Origin of the sequence: Actinoplanes sp. NPDC049599 (genome assembly GCF_044465625.1) — a bacterium.
Classification (GTDB): Bacteria; Actinomycetota; Actinomycetes; order Mycobacteriales; family Micromonosporaceae; genus Actinoplanes.
Map to the genome: position 1 here is coordinate 430,931 of NZ_JBITLX010000002.1, position 18,383 is coordinate 449,313.

The 18,383-nt window shown below is 75.1% G+C and carries 20 protein-coding genes; 7 read left to right on the top strand and 13 right to left on the bottom strand.

From position 1 onward, the window contains the following. The first annotated feature begins 4 nt into the window (after nucleotides 1-4). Nucleotides 5-769, top strand: a complete 765-nt coding sequence (locus tag ACIBQZ_RS05215; protein WP_396087175.1) for an ATP-binding protein — start codon at nucleotides 5-7, stop codon at nucleotides 767-769. On the opposite strand, the gene ACIBQZ_RS05220 is transcribed toward ACIBQZ_RS05215, so the two are convergent. Both ACIBQZ_RS05220 and ACIBQZ_RS05225 read right to left on the bottom strand, forming a co-directional pair. Then, a complete protein-coding gene (locus ACIBQZ_RS05220) occupies nucleotides 766-1,905 on the bottom strand; it encodes a SigB/SigF/SigG family RNA polymerase sigma factor (RefSeq protein WP_396087176.1) in 1,140 nt (379 codons plus the stop codon). The two genes, ACIBQZ_RS05215 and ACIBQZ_RS05220, sit on opposite strands and share 4 nt — an antisense overlap. A 203-nt stretch (nucleotides 1,906-2,108) precedes the next feature. Next, on the bottom strand, nucleotides 2,109-4,991 hold the full coding sequence (locus ACIBQZ_RS05225; RefSeq protein ID WP_396087177.1) for a hypothetical protein: 2,883 nt from the start codon (nucleotides 4,989-4,991) through the stop codon (nucleotides 2,109-2,111). Nucleotides 4,992-5,138: 147 nt separating this feature from the next. Here ACIBQZ_RS05225 and ACIBQZ_RS05230 point away from each other — a divergent pair, with 147 nt between their 5' ends. Then, complete coding sequence (locus tag ACIBQZ_RS05230; protein ID WP_396087178.1) at nucleotides 5,139-5,384, top strand: CDGSH iron-sulfur domain-containing protein; 246 nt, start codon at nucleotides 5,139-5,141, stop codon at nucleotides 5,382-5,384. A gap of 9 nt (nucleotides 5,385-5,393) precedes the next feature. On the opposite strand, the gene ACIBQZ_RS05235 is transcribed toward ACIBQZ_RS05230, so the two are convergent. Further along, nucleotides 5,394-6,353: an iron-containing redox enzyme family protein gene (locus tag ACIBQZ_RS05235; RefSeq protein ID WP_396087179.1), complete on the bottom strand. Its 960-nt coding sequence runs from the start codon at nucleotides 6,351-6,353 to the stop codon at nucleotides 5,394-5,396. Between the two features lie 160 nt (nucleotides 6,354-6,513). Here ACIBQZ_RS05235 and ACIBQZ_RS05240 point away from each other — a divergent pair, with 160 nt between their 5' ends. Beyond that, nucleotides 6,514-7,053 (top strand): hypothetical protein, encoded by a 540-nt coding sequence (locus tag ACIBQZ_RS05240; protein WP_396087180.1) that lies wholly within the window; start codon nucleotides 6,514-6,516, stop codon nucleotides 7,051-7,053. Here ACIBQZ_RS05240 and ACIBQZ_RS05245 read toward each other — a convergent pair. Beyond that, nucleotides 7,046-7,375, bottom strand: coding sequence for a DUF3817 domain-containing protein (locus ACIBQZ_RS05245; RefSeq protein WP_396087181.1), 330 nt, complete (start codon nucleotides 7,373-7,375; stop codon nucleotides 7,046-7,048). The two genes, ACIBQZ_RS05240 and ACIBQZ_RS05245, sit on opposite strands and share 8 nt — an antisense overlap. 91 nt (nucleotides 7,376-7,466) lie before the next feature. Here ACIBQZ_RS05245 and ACIBQZ_RS05250 point away from each other — a divergent pair, with 91 nt between their 5' ends. After that, nucleotides 7,467-8,942 carry a glutamate--cysteine ligase gene (locus tag ACIBQZ_RS05250; RefSeq protein WP_396087366.1) on the top strand — a complete coding sequence of 492 codons (1,476 nt, stop codon included), beginning with the start codon at nucleotides 7,467-7,469 and terminating at the stop codon, nucleotides 8,940-8,942. A 34-nt stretch (nucleotides 8,943-8,976) separates the two neighbouring features. On the opposite strand, the gene ACIBQZ_RS05255 is transcribed toward ACIBQZ_RS05250, so the two are convergent. Next, the gene (locus ACIBQZ_RS05255; RefSeq protein ID WP_396087182.1) at nucleotides 8,977-9,600 is read right to left on the bottom strand and encodes a hypothetical protein; all 624 of its coding nucleotides are present in this window, start codon (nucleotides 9,598-9,600) and stop codon (nucleotides 8,977-8,979) included. Nucleotides 9,601-9,690: 90 nt separating this feature from the next. Here ACIBQZ_RS05255 and ACIBQZ_RS05260 point away from each other — a divergent pair, with 90 nt between their 5' ends. Beyond that, complete coding sequence (locus ACIBQZ_RS05260) at nucleotides 9,691-10,416, top strand: peptidylprolyl isomerase (protein ID WP_396087183.1); 726 nt, start codon at nucleotides 9,691-9,693, stop codon at nucleotides 10,414-10,416. Nucleotide 10,417: 1 nt separating this feature from the next. Here the strand turns inward: ACIBQZ_RS05260 and ACIBQZ_RS05265 are convergent, their stop codons facing one another. Together ACIBQZ_RS05265 and ACIBQZ_RS05270 are read right to left on the bottom strand one after the other, a co-directional pair. After that, nucleotides 10,418-10,597 carry a hypothetical protein gene (locus ACIBQZ_RS05265; RefSeq protein WP_396087184.1) on the bottom strand — a complete coding sequence of 60 codons (180 nt, stop codon included), beginning with the start codon at nucleotides 10,595-10,597 and terminating at the stop codon, nucleotides 10,418-10,420. A gap of 74 nt (nucleotides 10,598-10,671) precedes the next feature. Continuing rightward, nucleotides 10,672-10,860, bottom strand: coding sequence for a helix-turn-helix domain-containing protein (locus tag ACIBQZ_RS05270; protein ID WP_396087185.1), 189 nt, complete (start codon nucleotides 10,858-10,860; stop codon nucleotides 10,672-10,674). A gap of 86 nt (nucleotides 10,861-10,946) precedes the next feature. Here ACIBQZ_RS05270 and ACIBQZ_RS05275 point away from each other — a divergent pair, with 86 nt between their 5' ends. Further along, entirely contained in the window at nucleotides 10,947-11,861 is a 915-nt protein-coding gene (locus tag ACIBQZ_RS05275; protein WP_396087186.1) for a Nif3-like dinuclear metal center hexameric protein, read from the top strand. On the opposite strand, the gene ACIBQZ_RS05280 is transcribed toward ACIBQZ_RS05275, so the two are convergent. Genes ACIBQZ_RS05280 through ACIBQZ_RS05290 form a run of 3 tightly spaced genes read right to left on the bottom strand, consistent with a single transcriptional unit; the run spans nucleotide 11,858 to nucleotide 13,430 of the window. After that, the gene (locus tag ACIBQZ_RS05280) at nucleotides 11,858-12,283 is read right to left on the bottom strand and encodes a cobalamin biosynthesis protein (RefSeq protein WP_396087187.1); all 426 of its coding nucleotides are present in this window, start codon (nucleotides 12,281-12,283) and stop codon (nucleotides 11,858-11,860) included. The genes ACIBQZ_RS05275 and ACIBQZ_RS05280 overlap by 4 nt on opposite strands. A 5-nt stretch (nucleotides 12,284-12,288) precedes the next feature. Continuing rightward, nucleotides 12,289-13,137 carry a class I SAM-dependent methyltransferase gene (locus ACIBQZ_RS05285; protein ID WP_396087188.1) on the bottom strand — a complete coding sequence of 283 codons (849 nt, stop codon included), beginning with the start codon at nucleotides 13,135-13,137 and terminating at the stop codon, nucleotides 12,289-12,291. Continuing rightward, the gene (locus ACIBQZ_RS05290) at nucleotides 13,137-13,430 is read right to left on the bottom strand and encodes a hypothetical protein (RefSeq protein WP_396087189.1); all 294 of its coding nucleotides are present in this window, start codon (nucleotides 13,428-13,430) and stop codon (nucleotides 13,137-13,139) included. Before ACIBQZ_RS05290 ends, ACIBQZ_RS05285 begins: the two co-directional genes overlap by 1 nt. Nucleotides 13,431-13,486: 56 nt before the next feature. On the opposite strand from ACIBQZ_RS05290, the gene ACIBQZ_RS05295 reads away from it, so the two are divergent. Beyond that, the gene (locus ACIBQZ_RS05295) at nucleotides 13,487-14,158 is read left to right on the top strand and encodes a TetR/AcrR family transcriptional regulator (RefSeq protein ID WP_396087190.1); all 672 of its coding nucleotides are present in this window, start codon (nucleotides 13,487-13,489) and stop codon (nucleotides 14,156-14,158) included. 55 nt (nucleotides 14,159-14,213) lie between these two features. Here the strand turns inward: ACIBQZ_RS05295 and ACIBQZ_RS05300 are convergent, their stop codons facing one another. From ACIBQZ_RS05300 to ACIBQZ_RS05310, 3 genes are read right to left on the bottom strand one after another with little or no spacing between them, the layout of a single operon-like run. Beyond that, nucleotides 14,214-15,590 (bottom strand): cobyrinate a,c-diamide synthase, encoded by a 1,377-nt coding sequence (locus ACIBQZ_RS05300; protein WP_396087191.1) that lies wholly within the window; start codon nucleotides 15,588-15,590, stop codon nucleotides 14,214-14,216. Further along, nucleotides 15,584-16,183 carry a cob(I)yrinic acid a,c-diamide adenosyltransferase gene (cobO, locus tag ACIBQZ_RS05305; RefSeq protein WP_396087192.1) on the bottom strand — a complete coding sequence of 200 codons (600 nt, stop codon included), beginning with the start codon at nucleotides 16,181-16,183 and terminating at the stop codon, nucleotides 15,584-15,586. Before cobO ends, ACIBQZ_RS05300 begins: the two co-directional genes overlap by 7 nt. Then, nucleotides 16,183-18,372 carry a VWA domain-containing protein gene (locus ACIBQZ_RS05310; protein ID WP_396087193.1) on the bottom strand — a complete coding sequence of 730 codons (2,190 nt, stop codon included), beginning with the start codon at nucleotides 18,370-18,372 and terminating at the stop codon, nucleotides 16,183-16,185. The genes cobO and ACIBQZ_RS05310 overlap by 1 nt, the downstream gene beginning before the upstream one ends. Nucleotides 18,373-18,383 lie beyond the last annotated feature (11 nt).

Consider the following 18,383-nt stretch of genomic DNA (forward strand, 5'->3'; position numbering starts at 1 on the left):
AGACGTGATCTCCACCACCCCGGACGGGAGGGCAGGAGACGTGTCGGTCGACTGCACCGTGGACCACGACGGTCGCCGGCTGATCGCCGCCCTCTCCGGGGAGCTGGGCCTCACCGATGTCGTCGAGCTGCGGGTGCGCCTGCTGAAGTGCCTGGCGGAACAGCCGGAGGCGCTGCTGATCGACCTGTCCCGGCTGACCGTGTCCGACCCGCTGGCGCTGGCCGTGTTCAGCGCCGTACGGCGCCAGGCGGCCCGCTGGCCCGGCACCCCGATGCTGCTGTGCGCGACCGCGTCGCTCGGCACCCACCTGAGCGGCGCGCCGTTCCGGTCCCTGCCGGTGTTCCCGAGTGTCGAGGCGGCCCGCGCGCACGCCGGGCACGACCGGCGGACGCTGCCGGTGCTCAGCGACGACCTGCTGCCCGTCAGCGGCGCTGCCCGGCAGGCGCGCAACCTGACGACCGACGCCTGCGCCCGCTGGGACCTGCCCGCCCTGGTCGGCCCGGCCGGCCTGATCGCCGGTGAACTGGTCGGCAACGTCGTCGACCACGCGCACACGATGATGACCCTCGGCCTCACGCTGCGGCCGCGCTACCTGCAGATCGCCGTACGCGACGGCGACACCGCCGAGCCGGTCCGCCGCACCGCCGGCCCGGGCGACGTCAGCCCGCGCGGGCGCGGGCTGATCCTGGTGGCGACCACCGCCCGCTCCTGGGGCTGGCTGCCCACCAGCAACGGCAAGGTCGTCTGGGCGTCGCTGCGGGTGCGCTAGCCGGGCGGCTGCAGCAGGCTCTGCAGGCCGGAGACCCCGAGCACGCGGGCCACCAGGGGCTGGGCGCCGACCAGCGACAGCTCGACCTCCGCCGCGGCGGCCGCCGCGGCCGCGTCGAGCAGCGCCGTGACCCCCGCGGCGTCCACCAGGGGCACGGCCGACAGGTCGACCACCAGCCGGTCGGCGCCGGCCACGGAGACGGACTGGCGCAACGTCGTCCGGAACCGGCCGGCCGTGTCCCGGTCGACCTCGCCCCGGACCAGCACGGTGAGCGCGCCACCGGCCCGCACGATCCGGACCTCCATGCCGTGGCCGTCGGACAGCTCGCTGGCGCCTTCCCAGCGCGGCAGCGTGTCGCTGAGCATCGCCTCGCGCAACCAGCTCAGCGCCCGGCTCAGCATCCGCGACACGTGCATCTGCGAGATGCCCAGCTCGGCGGCGATCTCCGCCTGGGTGCGGTTGCCGTAGAACCGCATCGCCAGCATCTGGCGTTCCCGGGCCGGCAGCCGCAGCAGCAGCCCGCTGACCGTGACCTTGTCGTCCACCGCCTCCAGGTCCGCGTCGGCGCCACCGATCAGGTCGCCGAACTCGACCGAGCCGTCCGCGCCCGCCGGGGCGTTCAGCGAGGCCGGCGCGTACCCGGCCGAGGACTCCAGCGCCTCCAGCACGGACTCCTCCGGCAGCCGCAGATAGCCGGCCAGCTCGGCCGGGGTCGGCTGCCGGGTCAGCTCGGCGGTCAGCACCACCGCGGCGTGCCCGACCTCGAGGCTCAGGTCCTGCACCCGCCGGGGCACGTGCACCCCCCAGGTCCGGTCGCGGAAGTGCCGCTTGATCTCACCGGAGACCGTGATGACCGCGTACGCCGTGAAGGAGCCCCGGTGCGGGTCGTACCGGTCGATGGCCTTGATCAGGCCGAGCCGCGCCACCTGCTCGAGGTCCTCCAGGGCTTCGCCGCGATCGCGGTAGCGGCGGGCGAGCCGGCCGGCGAACGGCAGGCACAGCTCGACGAAACGCTCGCGCAGCTCGGCCCGCTCGGCGGCGGTGACGGCGCCGATCCGGGCCGCATAGTCGGTCGCGGCCAGGTCGAGGTCCTCGAACACCCGGCCGGCGGCCGACGGCCCATCACGTACGGACAAGGGAATCCCCCTCGGACCCGCGCGCCGGGGCAGCACCGCGACACGCGACTAGTGACCCCGAGGCCGGGACGGCTCCGGTGCCGTGTCCCGAGCCGGCCCACGAAACGCCCGGACCGGCTCCTCAAGACACGCTACTGCCCCGGTCAACACGAACCGAAACAAATCCACCGATCGGTGACCCTGATTGTCTCTTCCCGCCATGCTCAGCCCTGGGGACGCTCCTGATCCTGCTCAGCGGCGGGCTGCTGCGGACGGCGCGGCAGCCCGCTGGGCGCGTCCGCGGTGGGGGTGCCGGGTGCCGCGGGCGCGGCCGGGGGCCAGGCGGCTGGAGCGGGCGGCGCGCCGGCCCGGGCGGGCAGACCGGACGGAGTGTTCTCCTGCGGCGGCGGCACGGGCCGGTTGAGCTGGCCCGACTCCGAGGGCTCGAGCGGCGGCCGGGCGGTGTCGGGACCTGGCTGGGCATGGGTCAGGCCGGTCGGCGGCGGGGTGTCGAGGGGACGGTTGAGCTGACCCATCTGGGGCGCCTCGAGCGGCGGGCGGTTGGTGGGGCGGGGCGGGGCGGCCGGTTGGGGGGCGGGGATGTCGGTTTGTGCAGGCGGCCGGTGGTGAGCCGGCGGCGTCCCGCCGGACTGGTCGTCGGGGTTGGCGGGTCGGGTGAAGGGCGCCGGGGAGCCGAGACCGGTGATGGGCGGGGTCTGGCCCTGCGGCTGGCGGCTGGGTGTGCCGGGCTGCTGGGCAGGGCGGGCGAACTGGGCCTCGACGCTCGGCGGGCGGGTTTCGGCCGGCGGGGTGAGTTCTCCGGTCCAGGCGGTGGGGGTGGTGCTCGGGTCGCGGGCTGGTTGGTGGGTGGCGGCGGGTTGCTGTTCCGGGCCGGGGTGGGGGGCACCTGGTTGGGGGACGATGCCGGGGTGCTGGGCGCTCCGCTGCGCAGCGCCTGCCGGGTGCTGCGGAGCGCCTGCCGGGTGCTGCGGAGCGCCTGCCGGGTGCTGCGGAGCGCCTGCCGGGGGCTGCGGAGCGCCTGCCGGGGGCTGCGGAGCGCCTGCCGGGGGCTGCGCCGGGCTGAAGTTCTGGCTGCTGGGCTGCGGGAGGCCGCCAGGTTGTGGCGCGGTGCCGGGCTGCAGGGCGGCGCCCTGCTGCGGCGCGGCACCCGGCTGCGGCCTGGGGCCTGGGTGCTGACCGCCGAGCTGCGGAAAGCCGCTGGGCTGCGAGGAACGGCCGGGCTGCGAGGTGCCGCCCGGCTGCTGTCCTGCGCCGAGGTTGTGCCCGCCTGGTTGCGGGAGTCCGCTGGGCTGCGGAGCGCCGCCTGGCTGCGATGCACCGCCTGGCTGCGATGCACCGCCTGGCTGCGGAGTATTTCCGAACTGCGGCGCACTGCCGGGCTGCGGCGCACTGCCGGGCTGCGGAGCGCTACCGGGCCACGGGGCACCGCCGGGCTGCGAGGCACTGCCGGGCTGCGAGGCACCGCCGGGCTGCGGAGCGGCGCCAGAGTGCGGGGCCGCGCCGGGCTGATCGGCCGGGTTCGGGTGGGCTGCCGGACCGGTCGGGGCGGCCGGGTTCGGGTGGGCTGCCGGACCGGTCGGGGCGGCCGGGTCGGCGCCCCGGGCCTGGTTCGGGCCGGAGAGGCCGGGCTGCGGCAACGTGGTGCCGTTCGGCGGCAGCGGGTGCTGGGCCTGGCCGGAGGGCTCCGGAGCCCGCACCGACGGGGTGAACCGCGGCGCGTCCAGCGGCCGGTTCTGCTGAGCGAACAACGGCGGACCGAGCAGCAGGGGATCCACGTCCGGCACCACGCGTGGCGGCTCTGGCGAGGCGGCGGGCCGCCCGGCGTGTGGCTGCCCAGCGCTGCGGTCGGACGGTCCGGCGAGACCCGCATCCGGGCGATCCAGGTCGGCATGTCCGGCTTCCGGACGGTCGGCAGCGAGTCCGGTGTGCGGCCTGCCGGCATCCGGCCCCGCGTCCGGCCTCCCGGCCGCCGGGCGGCTCCCCGGCGAGCCACTCACCTCGGGCTGACCGGCCTCCGAACGGCCGACCTCCGCGCGATCCACATTCGCCCCGCCGACCTCCGCGCGACCAACATCCGCACCGCCGGCATCCGCACCACCGGCATCCGCGCGGCCGATCTCCGCACCGCCGGCTCCTGCACGACCGCTGTCTGCACGACCGCTCTCTGCGCTGCCGAACTCCGCGCTGCCGAACTCCGCGCTGCCGAACTCTGCGCGACCGACTCCAGCGCCGCCGAACTCCGCACGGCCGACCCCAGCGCCGCCGAACTCCGCGCGACCGACCCCAGCGCCGCCGAACTCCGTGCTGCCGACCCCGGCGCTACCGGCCTCCGCGCTGCCGATCTCCGCGCTGCCGATGTCCGCACGACCGACCCCGGCGCTACCGGCCTCCGCACGACCGACCTCCGCGCTACCGGCCTCCGCACGACCGACCCCGGCGCTACCGACCCCCGCGCTACCGGCCTCCGCCCGACCGGCCACCAACGCGCCCAGATCCGACCTGCCGCCGGTATCCCCACCGCCCGCATCAGACGCGCGATCAGACGACGGCCGCTCGAACGACGACTCACCGAACGACTGGCCGAACGCCGGCAGGCCCGCAGGCGGCCGGCCAGCCGCCGGCTCCTCGGCTGCGAACCCCCCGGCAGGCTTCACAGCCGAAGCCGGCCCGAACGCCTCAGGCCCCGGCGGCGTCAGCCCCGACGCGCCCGAGCCACCGATACCGGACGGCTCCCGCCCGGAATTGCGCGGAGTTGCCGCCACATCCAGTGACGGGCCGGAAGATGACAACGGCTCCTGGACGGACGTCGGGCGCGCCGGCGGCAGGCCGAACGGTGATGCCGGGTCCGGTTCCCCGCGGCCCTGCCGGGCGGCTTCCACCAGGCCCGAGGACTCGGCCAGCCCGGCGGCCGCCACCACCTCGGCCGCCGCTCGGCCGGCCGTGCACGGCAGGGGTTCGCCGCAGACCGGGCAGACCGTCATGCCGTTGTGCGGGCCCAGGCCGCCTGCGTGGGTCTGCACCATCTCCCACGCCGTCCGCGCGAGCACACTGTCTGGATTCACGTAGTTCATGCCGATCAGCGCCATGCCGTCCCACCCCCGTATACCGCCCGCGACAGGCGTTCAGCACAAGTTCACCGTGTCCGGGACGGGACCGTGAGCGTTTCGGCCAATCGGTAGACCGACGGCGGACACCCGGGTTTCGGCGGGGCCGCCCGGGGCATCTCCCCCGGCATGAGCGGACCGGTGGAGGAGCACGGCGCGACCGTGATCCCGTACGAGGACGGGCCCCTGTTGCTGCGGGGCGATTTCACCCTGCGCACGCCGGACGGCGACGTTATCGAGCCGGGCCGGGGCACCGTGGCGCTCTGCCGTTGCGGCAAGTCCGCCATCAAGCCGTTCTGCGACGGCACCCACAAGGCCGTCGGCTTCCGCGCCGGCGTGGGCCGCGACAGCGCCGCCCCGCGCGGCGACGCCTGACCCCGTACCTCAGCCGCGCAGGGAACTCTCCCCCGCCGCCCAGCGCTCCAGCAGTTCGGCCGCCCACCGGTCGTCCATCGCCAGCACGCAGCGGGCGCCGAACAGCACGTCACCCGCCGATTCCGGCTCGGCCTTGCAGAACGAGCCGCACATGTCGTACGCGGCGATCTGCTCGTGCACCGCGTCCGCCTCCACGTGCTCGTCGTAGAACCGGGTCGCGTCCGCGTCGCCGCCCAGCCGGCGCAGGCCGTTGCCGTACGCGCGGTTCGGTCCCGTCGAGGTCATCTCGTACGCGGCCAGGTGCCCGAGCAGCGCCCCGCGCCACCGGCGGTGCAGGCCGAACAGCGACATCAGGTTGTTGTTCGCCAGCGTCGCGGCCGGCACCACGTCGACGTAGGCCCCGTACTCGGTGTCCAGGCCCAGCGCGGTCATCGTGGCCTTGAACATCTCCTGGTGCATGCGGTGCGCGACGCCCCCGCCGTACTCGTCGATCTGGATCTCGATGAGCGCGGCCTTGGCCGCACCGCCCAGCCGGGGGATCGCGAAGGTGTGCGGGTCCGCCTCGCGCAGGTGGTAGATCGAGCGGTGGGTGGCGAACTCCTGGAACTGCTCCCGGGCCGCCCGGCCACGCAGGTAGCCCGACAGCGACGGCCCGCTGCTGTCGGAGGTCAGCGCGACCAGTGCGCGCGGCACGTCCTCGGCGGGCGCCGGCGGGCCGACCAGCTCGATCAGCTGGGCCTCGAACCGGGCCTCCAGCCCGGCGCGCAGCGCCAGCAGTCCCGGGTGCCATTCCCAGCGGTCGTCGACGCCGTCCCAGCCGCGGTAGTGCAGCTCGTAGAGCACAAAAAGCGCCAGGTGCAGGTCCTCGTCGCCGACGCCGTCCGGGTCGCAGGAGAAGTCGTACGGCGAGCGCGCGAGCGCGTCGATGACGGCGGCCGAGACCGGTCCACGGGCGGAGGGCATCTTCATCAGGCACGTCCTCAGGAGCAAGCGGGACCTGAGGATGCCCGGTGAAAGATCCGCCAAACCGCGTGACCAGCGGCGCACGCTTATTCACTCACTGTGCTGCTTCGGTTGCTCTCCGTACCATTGAGGGTCATACATCTCCCCCACCCCTGGAGATATCCCCATGGACGACACCGAGCTCTACCGCGAGCGGATCCTCCGGCACGCCGGTCCCGTCATCACCGGCCGGTTCCTCGGCTTCCGGCCCTCCTACACCCGCGAGGTCAAGGTCGGCCAGCCGCTGCTGGTCGCCGTGTTCGTCATGGCCACCATCACCCACGCGCTCGCCGCCCTGATCCTCGCGCTGCTGCGCACCGGCGGCGGGGGCGCGCGGCGCCGGTTCAAGGAGCTCAAGAAGGGCCCCGAATACCTGGTGACCCCGGTGCGGCTGCGCGACGACCTGGGCCAGACCTACGAGGTGGAGATGCACGGGCAGCTGCCGCAGTCGGCGCTGCACCGCGGTGACCTCGTGCAGGTGCGCACCCGGGCGCAGAAGGACCCGGACCTGCCGGTGAAGCTGGAGCAGGTGCTCAACCTGACCACGCTGCAGCCGCTGCGGCCGCGGATCCCGACCATGTGGTCGCACCTCGGACCGGGGCTGCTGATCCAGGCCGTCCTGGGACTGACGCTGGCCACCGTCGTCGCGGTGGCCTGGATCAGCTGAGCCGCTCCAGCACGTCGCAGTCCGTCGCGGTGAGCAGGCCGCGGGAGCGGGCCCAGCGCTCGAAGGCCAGGGTCGCGAACGGCGGGATCGAGCAGGCCAGCGCCACCAGCGTCACCCGCCACCGCCAGCCGGCCGCGCGGGCCTGCAGCACGGTGACGGCCAGGTAGGCCATGAACAGGGCGCCGTGGACCGGCCCGGCGAGCTGCACACCGAGCTCGTTGCGCACGACCACGTACTTGAAGAACATGCCGATCAGCAGCGCCGCCCAGCTGCCCGCCTCGGCGATTGCGACGGCGACGAAAAGGGCAGGTAAGCGACGCACGCGGAAACCTCTCGGGTGTTTCGACGCGTTCCCCTGGTGCGCCGGCGGGTTGTGCACGAGATCATAGATGCAGGCAGAGGGGCGGTGCGCGGTGGGCGAAGAGGTCGACCACAGGACATTCACCCGCGAGGACAGATCGCTGTACCGGCAGAAGATCCGGCGCAGTCTCGACGTGTTCGCGACGATGCTGCGCGATTCACGGTTCGATTTCGAACGGCCGCTGACCGGCATGGAGATCGAGCTCAACCTGGTCGACGAGAACGCCGACCCGGCGATGCGCAACGCGGAGGTGCTGGCCGCCATCGCGGATCCGGACTTCCAGACCGAGCTGGGCCAGTTCAACGTCGAGATCAACGTGCCGCCGCGGCGGCTGGCCGGCGACGAGAACGCGGACCTGGAACGCCAGCTGCGGGCCAGCCTGAACCACGCCGAGCAGCGCGCCCGCAGCGTCGGCGCGCACATGGCGATGGTCGGCATCCTGCCGACGCTGCGCAAGGAGCACATGACCGCGGACTCGCTGTCGGCGAACCCGCGCTACAAGCTGCTCAACGAGCAGATCTTCGCGGCCCGCGGCGAGGACCTGGAGATCCGGATCGACGGCATCGACCGGCTGGCGGTCACCACCGACACCATCGCGCCCGAGGCGGCCTGCACCAGCACCCAGTTCCACCTGCAGGTCAGCCCGGACCAGTTCGCGGCGTACTGGAACGCGGCCCAGGTCATCGCCGGGGTGCAGGTGGCGCTCGGGGCGAACTCGCCGCTGCTGTTCGGCCGCGAGCTGTGGCGCGAGACCCGGATCCCGCTGTTCGAGCAGGCCACCGACACCCGCTCGGAGGAGATCCGGGCCCAGGGCGTGCGCCCGCGGGTGTGGTTCGGCGAACGCTGGATCACCTCGGTCTTCGACCTGTTCGAGGAGAACGTGCGGTACTTCCCGGCGCTGCTGCCGATCTGCGACGACGACGACCCGGAGCAGATCCTGGAGAGCGGCGACATCCCGGCGCTCAGCGAGCTGCGGCTGCACAACGGCACGGTGTACCGGTGGAACCGGCCGATCTACGCGGTGGTCAAGGGCCGCCCGCACCTGCGCGTGGAGAACCGGGTGCTGCCGGCCGGCCCGACGGTGGTCGACACGGTGGCCAACGGCGCGTTCTACTACGGCCTGGTCCGGATGCTGGCCGAGGCCGAGCGTCCGATCTGGACCCAGATGTCGTTCAGCGCCGCCGAGGAGAACTTCCACTCCTGCGCCCGGCACGGCATCGCGGCGTCGGTGTTCTGGCCCGGGCTGGGCTACGTCCCGGTGTCCGAGCTGGTGCTGCGCCGGCTGCTGCCGCTGGCCCGCGAGGGCCTCGACAAGTGGGGCGTGTCGGTCCGGGAACGCGACCGGCTGCTGGGCATCATCGAGCAGCGCTGCCTGACCGGCCGCAACGGCGCGACCTGGCAGGTGGAGACGCTGCACTCGCTGGAGGGCGAGGGGCTGGACCGGCAGGCGGCCCTGCACGAGATGCTGCGCCGCTACCTCCCGCCGATGCACGAGAACATCCCGGTCCACGAGTGGCCGGTGTCCTGACGGCAGCTTCGACGATCGCCAGGCCCCGCCCTGCCTAGCGGGCCTTGCAGGAGGCCACCGGGGCTTCGCTGACCTGCGGGCGCACGTTGGCCGTGCATCGGCGGTGCGGGGACTCGACCAGGATCTGGAGCATGTCGTAGGTGCCGACCGCCGGGGCCGACAGTTCCACCGGCACCGAGCCGGTGCCGCGGGCCACCGTCAGCTGGCGGGCCAGCACCGTCCGGTTCTCGCCGTCCAGCGCGACCGTCACCTCCGCGCGTACCAGATCACCGGCCGCGATGTCCGGCATCTCCGCGCGCATCGTCAGTCGCGCGTCCTCGCCGACCCCGCTGATCACCACCGTCAGGCCGTCCCCGGCCGCGCCGCCGGCCGGCGCCGGGTCGTCGGCGAGCACCGCGACCGCTGCCGAGCCGGTGAGCACCGTCGCCGCCATCAGCAGCGTCCCGGCGACCGCGACGAGCAGCGCCCGCAGGCGCGGGGTGCGGTCCGCGGCCCGGAGGTTCACCAGCACGGCGGTCGCCCCGGCCAGCACCGCGAGCACGACCGCGACGAGCGCGAGCGCGCGTGGCAGCCCGTCGAGCCGGCCGGCGGCGGGCAGGGCGAGCACGACGAGCAGCGCGCCCGACAGGCCGAACCCGGCCGCGGGGATCGATGACATTGGATCATTGTCACACCTGCCGTGCGGGTGGCTCGGGCCACGGTCGTGATGACGCTTGACGTATCCAAGGAGATCGATTAGACCGGGGTGATGATGAAGCGACGTCTGGCGTTCGTCCTGGCCTCGATGCTGGCCGCCGGTGCGGTCGGCGCCGCACCCGCCGCGGCGCACGGCACCGATCCGACCGCGCCGACCCCGGGACCCTGCGCGTACACGCCCACGCCGGACGATCCCGCCGTGCGGCCGGTGCCGCTGCCCCGCGATCCCCGGCACACGCCCGATCGCGGCACCGTCGACGTGCTGCTGCGCACCAACCTCGGGCCGATCCCGCTGGAGCTGGACCGGGCCCAGGCGCCCTGCACGGTGCAGAGCTTCCTGCACCTGGTCCGGCACCGGTTCTACGACCGCACGATCTGCCATCGCCTGACGGCGTACCCCACGCTGCTGGTGCTGCAGTGCGGCGACCCGAGCGGCACCGGCGAGGGCGGCCCGGGTTACCGGTACGCCGACGAGCTGCCCACCGACCTGCCGCCGGCGCCGACCGACCCGACCGGCGTGCGCAAGGTCTACGCCCGCGGCGTGCTCGCCATGGCCAACGCCGGCCCGGACACCAACGGCAGCCAGTTCTTCCTGGTCTACGGCAACTCCGCGCTGCGCCCGAACTACACCATCTTCGGCGGCGTCGAGCGGCCCGGCCTGCGCACCCTGGACCGGATCGCCGCCGGCGGCGTGACCCCGACCCCGGAGGACCCGGCGCCGCTGGACGGCCCGCCCGCGCTGCGCACGGAGATCCGCAAAGCCACGGTACGGCGCTGAGTCAGCGCACCACCACGCCGAACACCGCGTCGAGCAGGCCGAGCACCACGGCCTGCTCGACGGCGAACCGACGGCCCCAGCGATCCCGGCCGGCCCAGCGATCCCGGCCGGCTCGGCGATCCCGGCCGGCCCGGCGATCCCGGCCGGCTCGGCAGACGGCGGCGCCGCCGGGCACGCGCATCCGCGGGGCGCGGACCGGTGCCGTCAGCGGGCCGGTGCGCAGCAGCTCGGCCCGGACCTGCTCGAGCAGATCGGTCAGCGGCAGGCCGAGCGCCCGGCAGATGCTGGCCAGGATCTCGGAGGACGCCTCCTTGCGCCGCGTTCGATCTCCGACAGGTACGGCAGCGAGACACCGGCGGCGTCCGCCACGTCCTGCAACGTGCGGCCCTGCTGGTGCCGCAACCGCCGCAGCACGGTGCCGATGGCCGACCGCAGGAGCGACATCGCGGTCCCCCTCCCTCGTGACGAGAACCCAGTCTAGGACCGCCGCGGACCCCCGGCTCCGAGGTACGCGAGCTACCGTCGCCGCCATGGCGCAGTTGCAGACTCTCGTCGACGACCTGGACGGGTTGTTCGAGCTGGCGGCCGCCACCCCCGACGTCGCGATGAGCCGGCACGTCCCGCGGGTCTACGCCGAGGCCGGGGTCGACTGGCGGCGCTGGGCCACCCCCGAGTTCGCGGCGCGGTTCAACGGGCTGATGATCCGCGGGCGGGCGCAGGTCGGTCAGGTCTTCGCCGCCTGCTTCCCCTCCGCCGACGTGCTCGAGGAGTGGCTGGCCCTGGCCCGCCCCGGCGACCTGCTGATCACCCACCACCCGATCGACATCCGCAACGGGCATCCGGACGGGCGCTGGGCGGAGGGGTTCGTGCCGATCGGCAGCCGCCACCTCGCCGCGATCACCGGCCGCGGCCTGAGCGTGTACGCCGTGCACGCCCCTATGGACACCTCCCGGGAGGTGGGCACGGCCGCGGCGATCGTGGCGGCGCTCGGCGGGACGGTGGAGGACGACTTCTGGCCGTACGGGAACGGTTGTGCCGGGCTGATCTGCCGGGTGCCGCCGCTGTCGAGCGCGGAGCTGGCCGCCACCGCCCGGCGGATCTTCCGGGTCGACCCGGTGGAGGTGGCCGGGCCGCAGCGGGCGGTGATCGAGCGGATCGCGGTGGTCGGCGGCATCGGCGACCGGATCGAGGAGATGGCCGCCGCCGAGCGGCGCGGCGCGCACGCCTGGCTGACCGGCGAGATCCACGTCCGGATCGAGGGCGAGTACGGCCGCCGCAAATACGCCGACGTGCGCGCGTTCGCCGAGCGCACGACGATGACGCTGATCGGGGTGTCGCACGCCGCCAGCGAACAGCTCGTCCTGCGCACCCAGCTGTCCCGCTGGCTCACCGAGCGGCACGGCCTCAAGCCGCACCTGCTCGACGAGCCGCAGTGGTGGCGTTAGCCCCGGGCGATCGCCACCGTGGCGCGGGCGAAGATCCGCTTGGGCAGGACGAGCACGGCGCCGGGCCCGGCGGCCAGCAGTGCGGCGGCCTCCGCGACACTCGGGGTGCCGGCAGCCGCGGCCACGGCTCCGGAGGGATGCGGCACCTCGACGCCGGCCAGCTGCGCGGGCTCGAAGCTCAGCACCGGCCAGCGGTGCCGGCGCGCGACGGCCCGGACCCCGGCCTCGGCGGCGCGCCGGTCCACAGTGGCCAGACCCGCGATCCCGGCGGCGTCCAGACCCGCCTGCCGCAGCGCGGCGTCGATCGCGGCCGCCAGCTCGTCGGCGGGTACGCCGGCCCGGGCCCCGAGGCCCAGCATCACCCTGCCCGTCCCGGTCACCTCCGGACCGTACGCCTCGGTCACCGGCTTCCGGACCGTCACGTCCGTCAGCCGCCGGCGACCGCGGTCACCAGCCACAGACCGGTCGGCAGGCGATAGCCCGTTCCCGCCGTGCGGAAGCGCTCGAGCAGCCGCACCGCACCCGCCCGCGCCGCCGCCCGGGCGTCCGGGTCGGCCTCACGGTAGGCCGCGCCGGCCGGTCCGACCTCGATCAGCCACTCCGCGACCGGGTCCGGCTCGTCCGGGGTGTCGAGCGTGACGTCCCGTTCCTCGGCCGCGGCGTCGTCGAAGCCGGCGGTCGTCAGGGCGCGCACCAGCCGCGCCGGGTTCGCGAAGGCGAACGGCCCCGGTTCGTCACCGAGCGGCAGCGGCGGCATCGGCCCCAGGTGCGGGGCCGCGCCGAGGACGGCGGCGAACAGCCACGGCACCGCTCCCCCGTCCCGGAAGACCGTCGCGGCGAGCCGGCCGCCGGGGCGCAGCGATTTCTTGATCGTGGTGAGGCCGGCGACCGGGTCCGCCAGCAGCATCAGCGTCATCCGCGAGTACGCGGCGTCGAACGGGGCGCCCGGCACGGCGCCCATGGTCTCGATGTCGCCGGCGAGGAAGCGCGGGCCCGGGAACCGCTGCCGCGCCTGCGTCACCATGGGCTCGGACAGGTCGACGCCGACCGCGGCGCCGGTGGGCCCGACCGCGGCGGCCAGCTCTGCCGTCGTGCCCCCGCAGCCGCAACCGACGTCCAGGACCCGTTCGCCGGGCGCGGCCCGCAGCTGATCGAGCGCGGCCGCGCCGAGCGGCCGGCCGAGCGCGTCCTGCCGCTCGGCGTGCCGGATCCAGCCGGGCGCGGCCCGGTCCCAGAACGCGGCGTTGCGGGCGCGCAGCTCGGCGACCTGGGCCATCAGAAGGGCATCTCGTCGCCGTCGACGCTCAGCGAGCTGAACTTGGCGGCCTTGGTCGGGTCGAAGCCGTCCTCCTGGGCGGCCAGCCCGGCGGCGCGCACGAGCCGCTGCGACTGGAACGCGCGGAACGCCGCCTCGTCCACCCAGATGTTGATGATCCGCCAGCCGTCCTCGCTGGGCCCGGCGACGTGCGCCAGCAGGCCCGGCGGCCGGTCCGGCCCGAGGTGCTTCTCGACCTGCCGGTACTCGGCCTCGCTGACTCCCGGCATCTCCTGCAGCACACCGAACGGCATCGCGACGCTCCTTCAATAGAGTTTGGCTCTATCGAATAGATTACTACACTGAAGCGGTGACCGGCAGCAGGGCGTACACGTCAACTCGGCGACAGGAACAGGCCCGGCAGACCCGGCGGACCATCCTGGACGCGGCCGCCAGGCTGTTCGTCGACCCCGGCTACGCGGCGACCCGGCTCACCACCGTCGCGGCGGAGGCCGGGGTGGCCGTGCAGACGCTGTACGCGGTGTTCGGCAGCAAGCGGCAGCTGCTGTCCGAGCTGGTCGACGTGACGATCGCCGGCGACGACGCCCCGGTGGCGCTGCCGGACCGGGCGTTCGTCGCCGAGATCCGCGCGCTGCCCGGCGCCCGCGCCCGGCTGGCCCGCTTCGCCCGGCACCTCACCGAGACCCACGAACGCCAGGCGCAGGTGATGCTGGCGCTGGCCGGCGCGGCCACCGCCGACCCCGACGCCGCGGCGGTCTGGCGCAAGAACCTGGAGGACCGGCAGCGCGGCATGACGATGTTCGCCGGCGACCTGGCCGCGACCGGCGAGCTGCGCGACGACCTGACCCGGGACCGGATCGCGGACGTCCTGTGGCTGGCCCAGGACGTGCGCAACTACGACCGCCTGGTCCGCGAACGCGGCTGGACGGCCGAGGAGTTCCAGCAGTGGTACGTCGACACCGTGGCCGGGGCCGTGCTGCGGAGCGTGCCAGATCCACACCCCTCGGGGGACGACAGGTGACCGGTCGCCGGGGTTGGCGGAATCCGCAGCGCCGAACGCCGGGACCGCCCCCGGGTCAGGCCACGCCGGCCGGCGCCACCGCAGCAGCCTGCGCCACCACCCGCCGCGCGATCGCCGGCGCCGCCGCCCAGTGCAGATGCAGATATGACGCGTGCAGAGCGGGCGCCGCGAACCCCTCAGGATCCCCGCCCCGCCAGGCCCACGCCGCTCCCCCGGCCGGCTCCAGCAGCAACCCCGACCGCGGATGCACCAGCGTCCGGTGGAACTCGTGGCCGGTGATCCGCGACCCCGCCGGGAACAGCGGGCTGTCGGTCAGCGCCACCGCGTCCCGGTATCCCAGGGTCAGCGTCGGCGTCATCACCGCCTCCGCGTCCAGCACCCCGCACATCGGCGCGCCGTCCAGCGTCCGGCACAGCCACAGCAGGCCCGCGCACTCGGCCGCGATGGGCATGCCCACCGCTGCCAGCGACGCCACCGCCACGCGCAGGGGCTCGTTCGCGGACAGCTCCGCCGCGTACACCTCGGGGAAGCCGCCGCCGACGACCAGCGCGCGCGTTCCCGCCGGCAGGGCCTCGTCGCGCAGCGGGTCCACCGTCACGACCTCCGCGCCGGCGCCCGCCAGCAGTTCGGCCGTTTCCGCGTACGCGAAGGTGAAGGCCGGGCCACCCGCGATCGCGACCACCGGACGGCCCGGCACCGGGTCCTCGGCCACCGGGGTCCACGGGGTCGCCGTCAGCGGCGGCGCCGAGCGGGCGACGGCGAGCACGGCGTCCAGGTCGACCGAGGCCGTGACCAGCGACGCCAGGGCCGCGACCGACGCGGTGGCCTCGCTGCGGCGCTCGGCCGCGGGCACCAGGCCGAGGTGCCGGGACGGCGCCGCGACCGCGTCCGCGCGGCGCATCGCGCCCAGCACCGGCGTGCCGACCTCCTCGCAGGCCTCGCGCAGGATCGACTCGTGCCGATCGGAGCCGACCCGGTTGAGGATCACCCCGGCCAGGCGCACGCTGCCGAAGCTGCGGAAACCGTGCACCAGCGCGGCCACCGAGCGGCCCTGCGCGGCCGCGTCGACGACCAGGATCACGGGCGCTTCGAGCAGGCCCGCCACGTGCGCGGTCGAGCCGGTGTCGCCCTCGCCGGTGCGCCCGTCGTAGAGGCCCATCACGCCCTCGACGACGGCCAGGTCGAGGCCGGCCGAGCCGTGCGCGAACAGCGGCCCGATCCGCTCCGCGCCGACCATCACCGGGTCGAGGTTGCGCCCGGGGCGGCCGGCGGCGAGCGCGTGGTAGCCGGGGTCGATGTAGTCCGGGCCGACCTTGAACGGGGCCACGCTCATGCCGCGGGCGGCGAAGGCGGCGAGCAGCCCGGTGGCGACGGTGGTCTTGCCGTGCCCGGAGGCCGGCGCGCCGATCACCACCCGCGGGATCGTTACCATTCGATGCCCTGCTGACCCTTGCGGCCGGCGTCCATCGGGTGCTTGACCTTGGTCATCTCGGTGACCAGGTCGGCGGCGGCGATCAGGTCCGGGTGCGCGTCCCGGCCGGTGATCACCACGTGCTGGATGCCGGGCCGGTCGGCGAGGGTCGCCACCACGTCGGCGACATCCACCCAACCCCACTTCATCGGGTACGTGAACTCGTCGAGCACGTAGAACTTGTGGGTCTCCGCCGCCAGGTCCCGCTTGATCTGCGCCCAGCCCTCGGCGGCCTCGGCGGCGTGGTCGCGTTCGGTGCCGGCCCGCTGGATCCAGGACCAGCCCTCGCCCATCTTGTGCCAGGCCACGCTCGCGCCGCCGGCCTCGCCGAGCGCCTTGAGCGCGGTCTCCTCGCCGACCCGCCACTTCTCCGACTTCACGAACTGGAAGACCCCGATCGGCCAGCCGGCGCTCCACGCCCGCATCGCCATCCCGAACGCGGCGGTGGACTTGCCCTTGCCGTGTCCGGTGTGGACGGCGAGCACGGCCTGGCGGCGGCGCTGCCGGGTGGTGAGGCCGTCCTGCGGCACGGTGGTGACCTGTCCCTGTGGCATCAGGCAGCCCTTCGCAGCGGCGTGGTGGCGGGATCGGCGGCGAGCGCGTCCAGCGGCAGCACATCGGCGCCGAGCGCGGCGGCGAGCCGCCGGGCCAGCCCGAGCCGGATCGGCCCGGACTCGCAGTCGACGACCACCGCGGCCACCCCGGCCAGCGCGCCGGCCACCCGCACCGGGTCGGGCCCGCTGGTCGCGCGCCCGTCGGTGACCACGATCAGCAGCGGCCTCCGCCGCGGATCACGCCGCCGCTCGGTGGCGATGGTCGCGGCCGCGGCCCGCAAGCCGGCAGCAAGCGGGGTACGCCCACCGGTGCGCAACGAAGCGAGCCGCAGCACCCCGACCTCGTGGCTGGAGGTGGGCGGCAGCACCTGCTCCGCGGTGGCACCCCGGAACGTGATCATCCCGATCCGGTCCCGCCGCTGGTAGGCGTCCCGCAGCAACGAGAGCACGGCGGTCTTGACGACGGTCATCCGCTTGCGCGCCGCCATGGACCCGGAGGCGTCCACCACGAACAGCACAAGATTGGCCTCCCGCCCGACATGCACGGCCTCCCGCAGATCCCGCGGCTGCACAAACCGCACGGCCCGCGCGCCCGAGCCAACCGCAGCACCCGAGCCAACCGCGGCGGCCGCGCCGACGGCAGCCGCGCTGACCGCAGCCGCGCCGACGGCGGAATCGGCCGGCCTTCGCAGGGCGCCGCGGTGGATGGCTGCTCGGAGTGTGGCCGGCAGGTGCGGAGCGCCGGCGAGCTTGCCCTGCGGGGTCCGCGAGCCGACCACCCGCCCGCGCCGGGCGAAAGCCGGCGAGCGACGACCGGCGTGCCCGCCCTCACCCCGGGCCGCGATCCGCAACGTGCGCGGCCGGTAGGCGGCACCGGCCTGGGCCGGCGCGGGCGCGCGGACCTCACGCTGCTCCTGCGCCGGGCCGTCGGGCCCCGCCGCGTCGTCCCGGAGCGCCGGATCGGCCGCGCCACCGCCGTCGGGCCCGCCGCGCGCGTCGGGGCCGGGCGTATCGGGGCCGGGCGTATCGGGGCCGGGCGTGCCGGGGCCGCCGCCCTGCGGACCCTCGCCGCCTCGGGGCGGTCCGCCGTCCGGCTCGGGCGGGGCCGGCCCGTCACCGTCCGGGCCCGGCGTCGGCGGGTCCTCGTCGGGCTCGTCCTCGGCGGCTTCCCTGGCCTGCTGGGCGGCCTGCTCCAGGGCTTCCTCGAGGCGTTCCTCGTCGGTGCCGGGCGGGTCCAGCGGGTCCTTGCGCCGCCGGTGCGGCAGCGCCAGCCGGGCCGCGTCGCGGATGTCCTGCTCGGTGACCCGGTCGCGCCCGTGCCAGGCGGCCAGCGCCACCGCGCAGCGGGCCACCACGATGTCCGCCCGCATGCCGTCCACGCCGTACGCCAGGCACACCCGGGCGATCCGGTCCAGCTCGGCGTCCGGCAGGTCGACCCGGGGCACCGCCGCGCGGGCGGCCACGATCCGGGCGGCCAGCGCGGTCTCGTCGCCGGCGAACCGGGCCGCGAACGCGTCCGGCCCGGCCTCGTAGGCCAGCCGGCGCCGGACCACCTCGGCGCGCAGCTTCGCGTCGCGCGGGGCGGCGACCGTCACCACCAGGCCGAACCGGTCGACCAGCTGCGGTCGCGGCTCGCCCTCCTCGGGGTTCATGGTGCCGACCAGCAGGAACCGGGCCGCGTGCTTGACCGACACCCCGTCGCGCTCGACGTGCGCGCGGCCCATCGCCGCGGCGTCGAGCAGCAGATCCACCAGGTGGTCGGGCAGCAGGTTGACCTCGTCGACGTAGAGCGCGCCGCGGTGCGCGGCGGCCAGCAGACCCGGCTCGTACGCCTTGACGCCGTCGGCGAGCGCACGCTGGATGTCCAGGGTGCCCACGACCCGGTCCTCGGTGGCGCCGACCGGCAGCTCGACCAGGGTGGCGGGCCGGTGCCCGTGCGGCGCGCCGGGCTCGTGCGGCCCGTCCGGGCAGCCCCGGTCGGGGGCCGCCGGGTCGCAGGCGAAGCGGCAGCCGCGGACCACGTCGACCTCGGGCAGCAGCGCGGCCAGCGCCCGCACCACCGTCGACTTCGCGGTGCCCTTCTCGCCGCGGACCAGGACCCCGCCGACGGCGGGTGACACGGCGGTCAGCAGCAGCGCGAGCCGCAGGTCGTCGAGGCCGACGACGGCAGAGAACGGGTACGGCGTCACGCCCGGTCCTT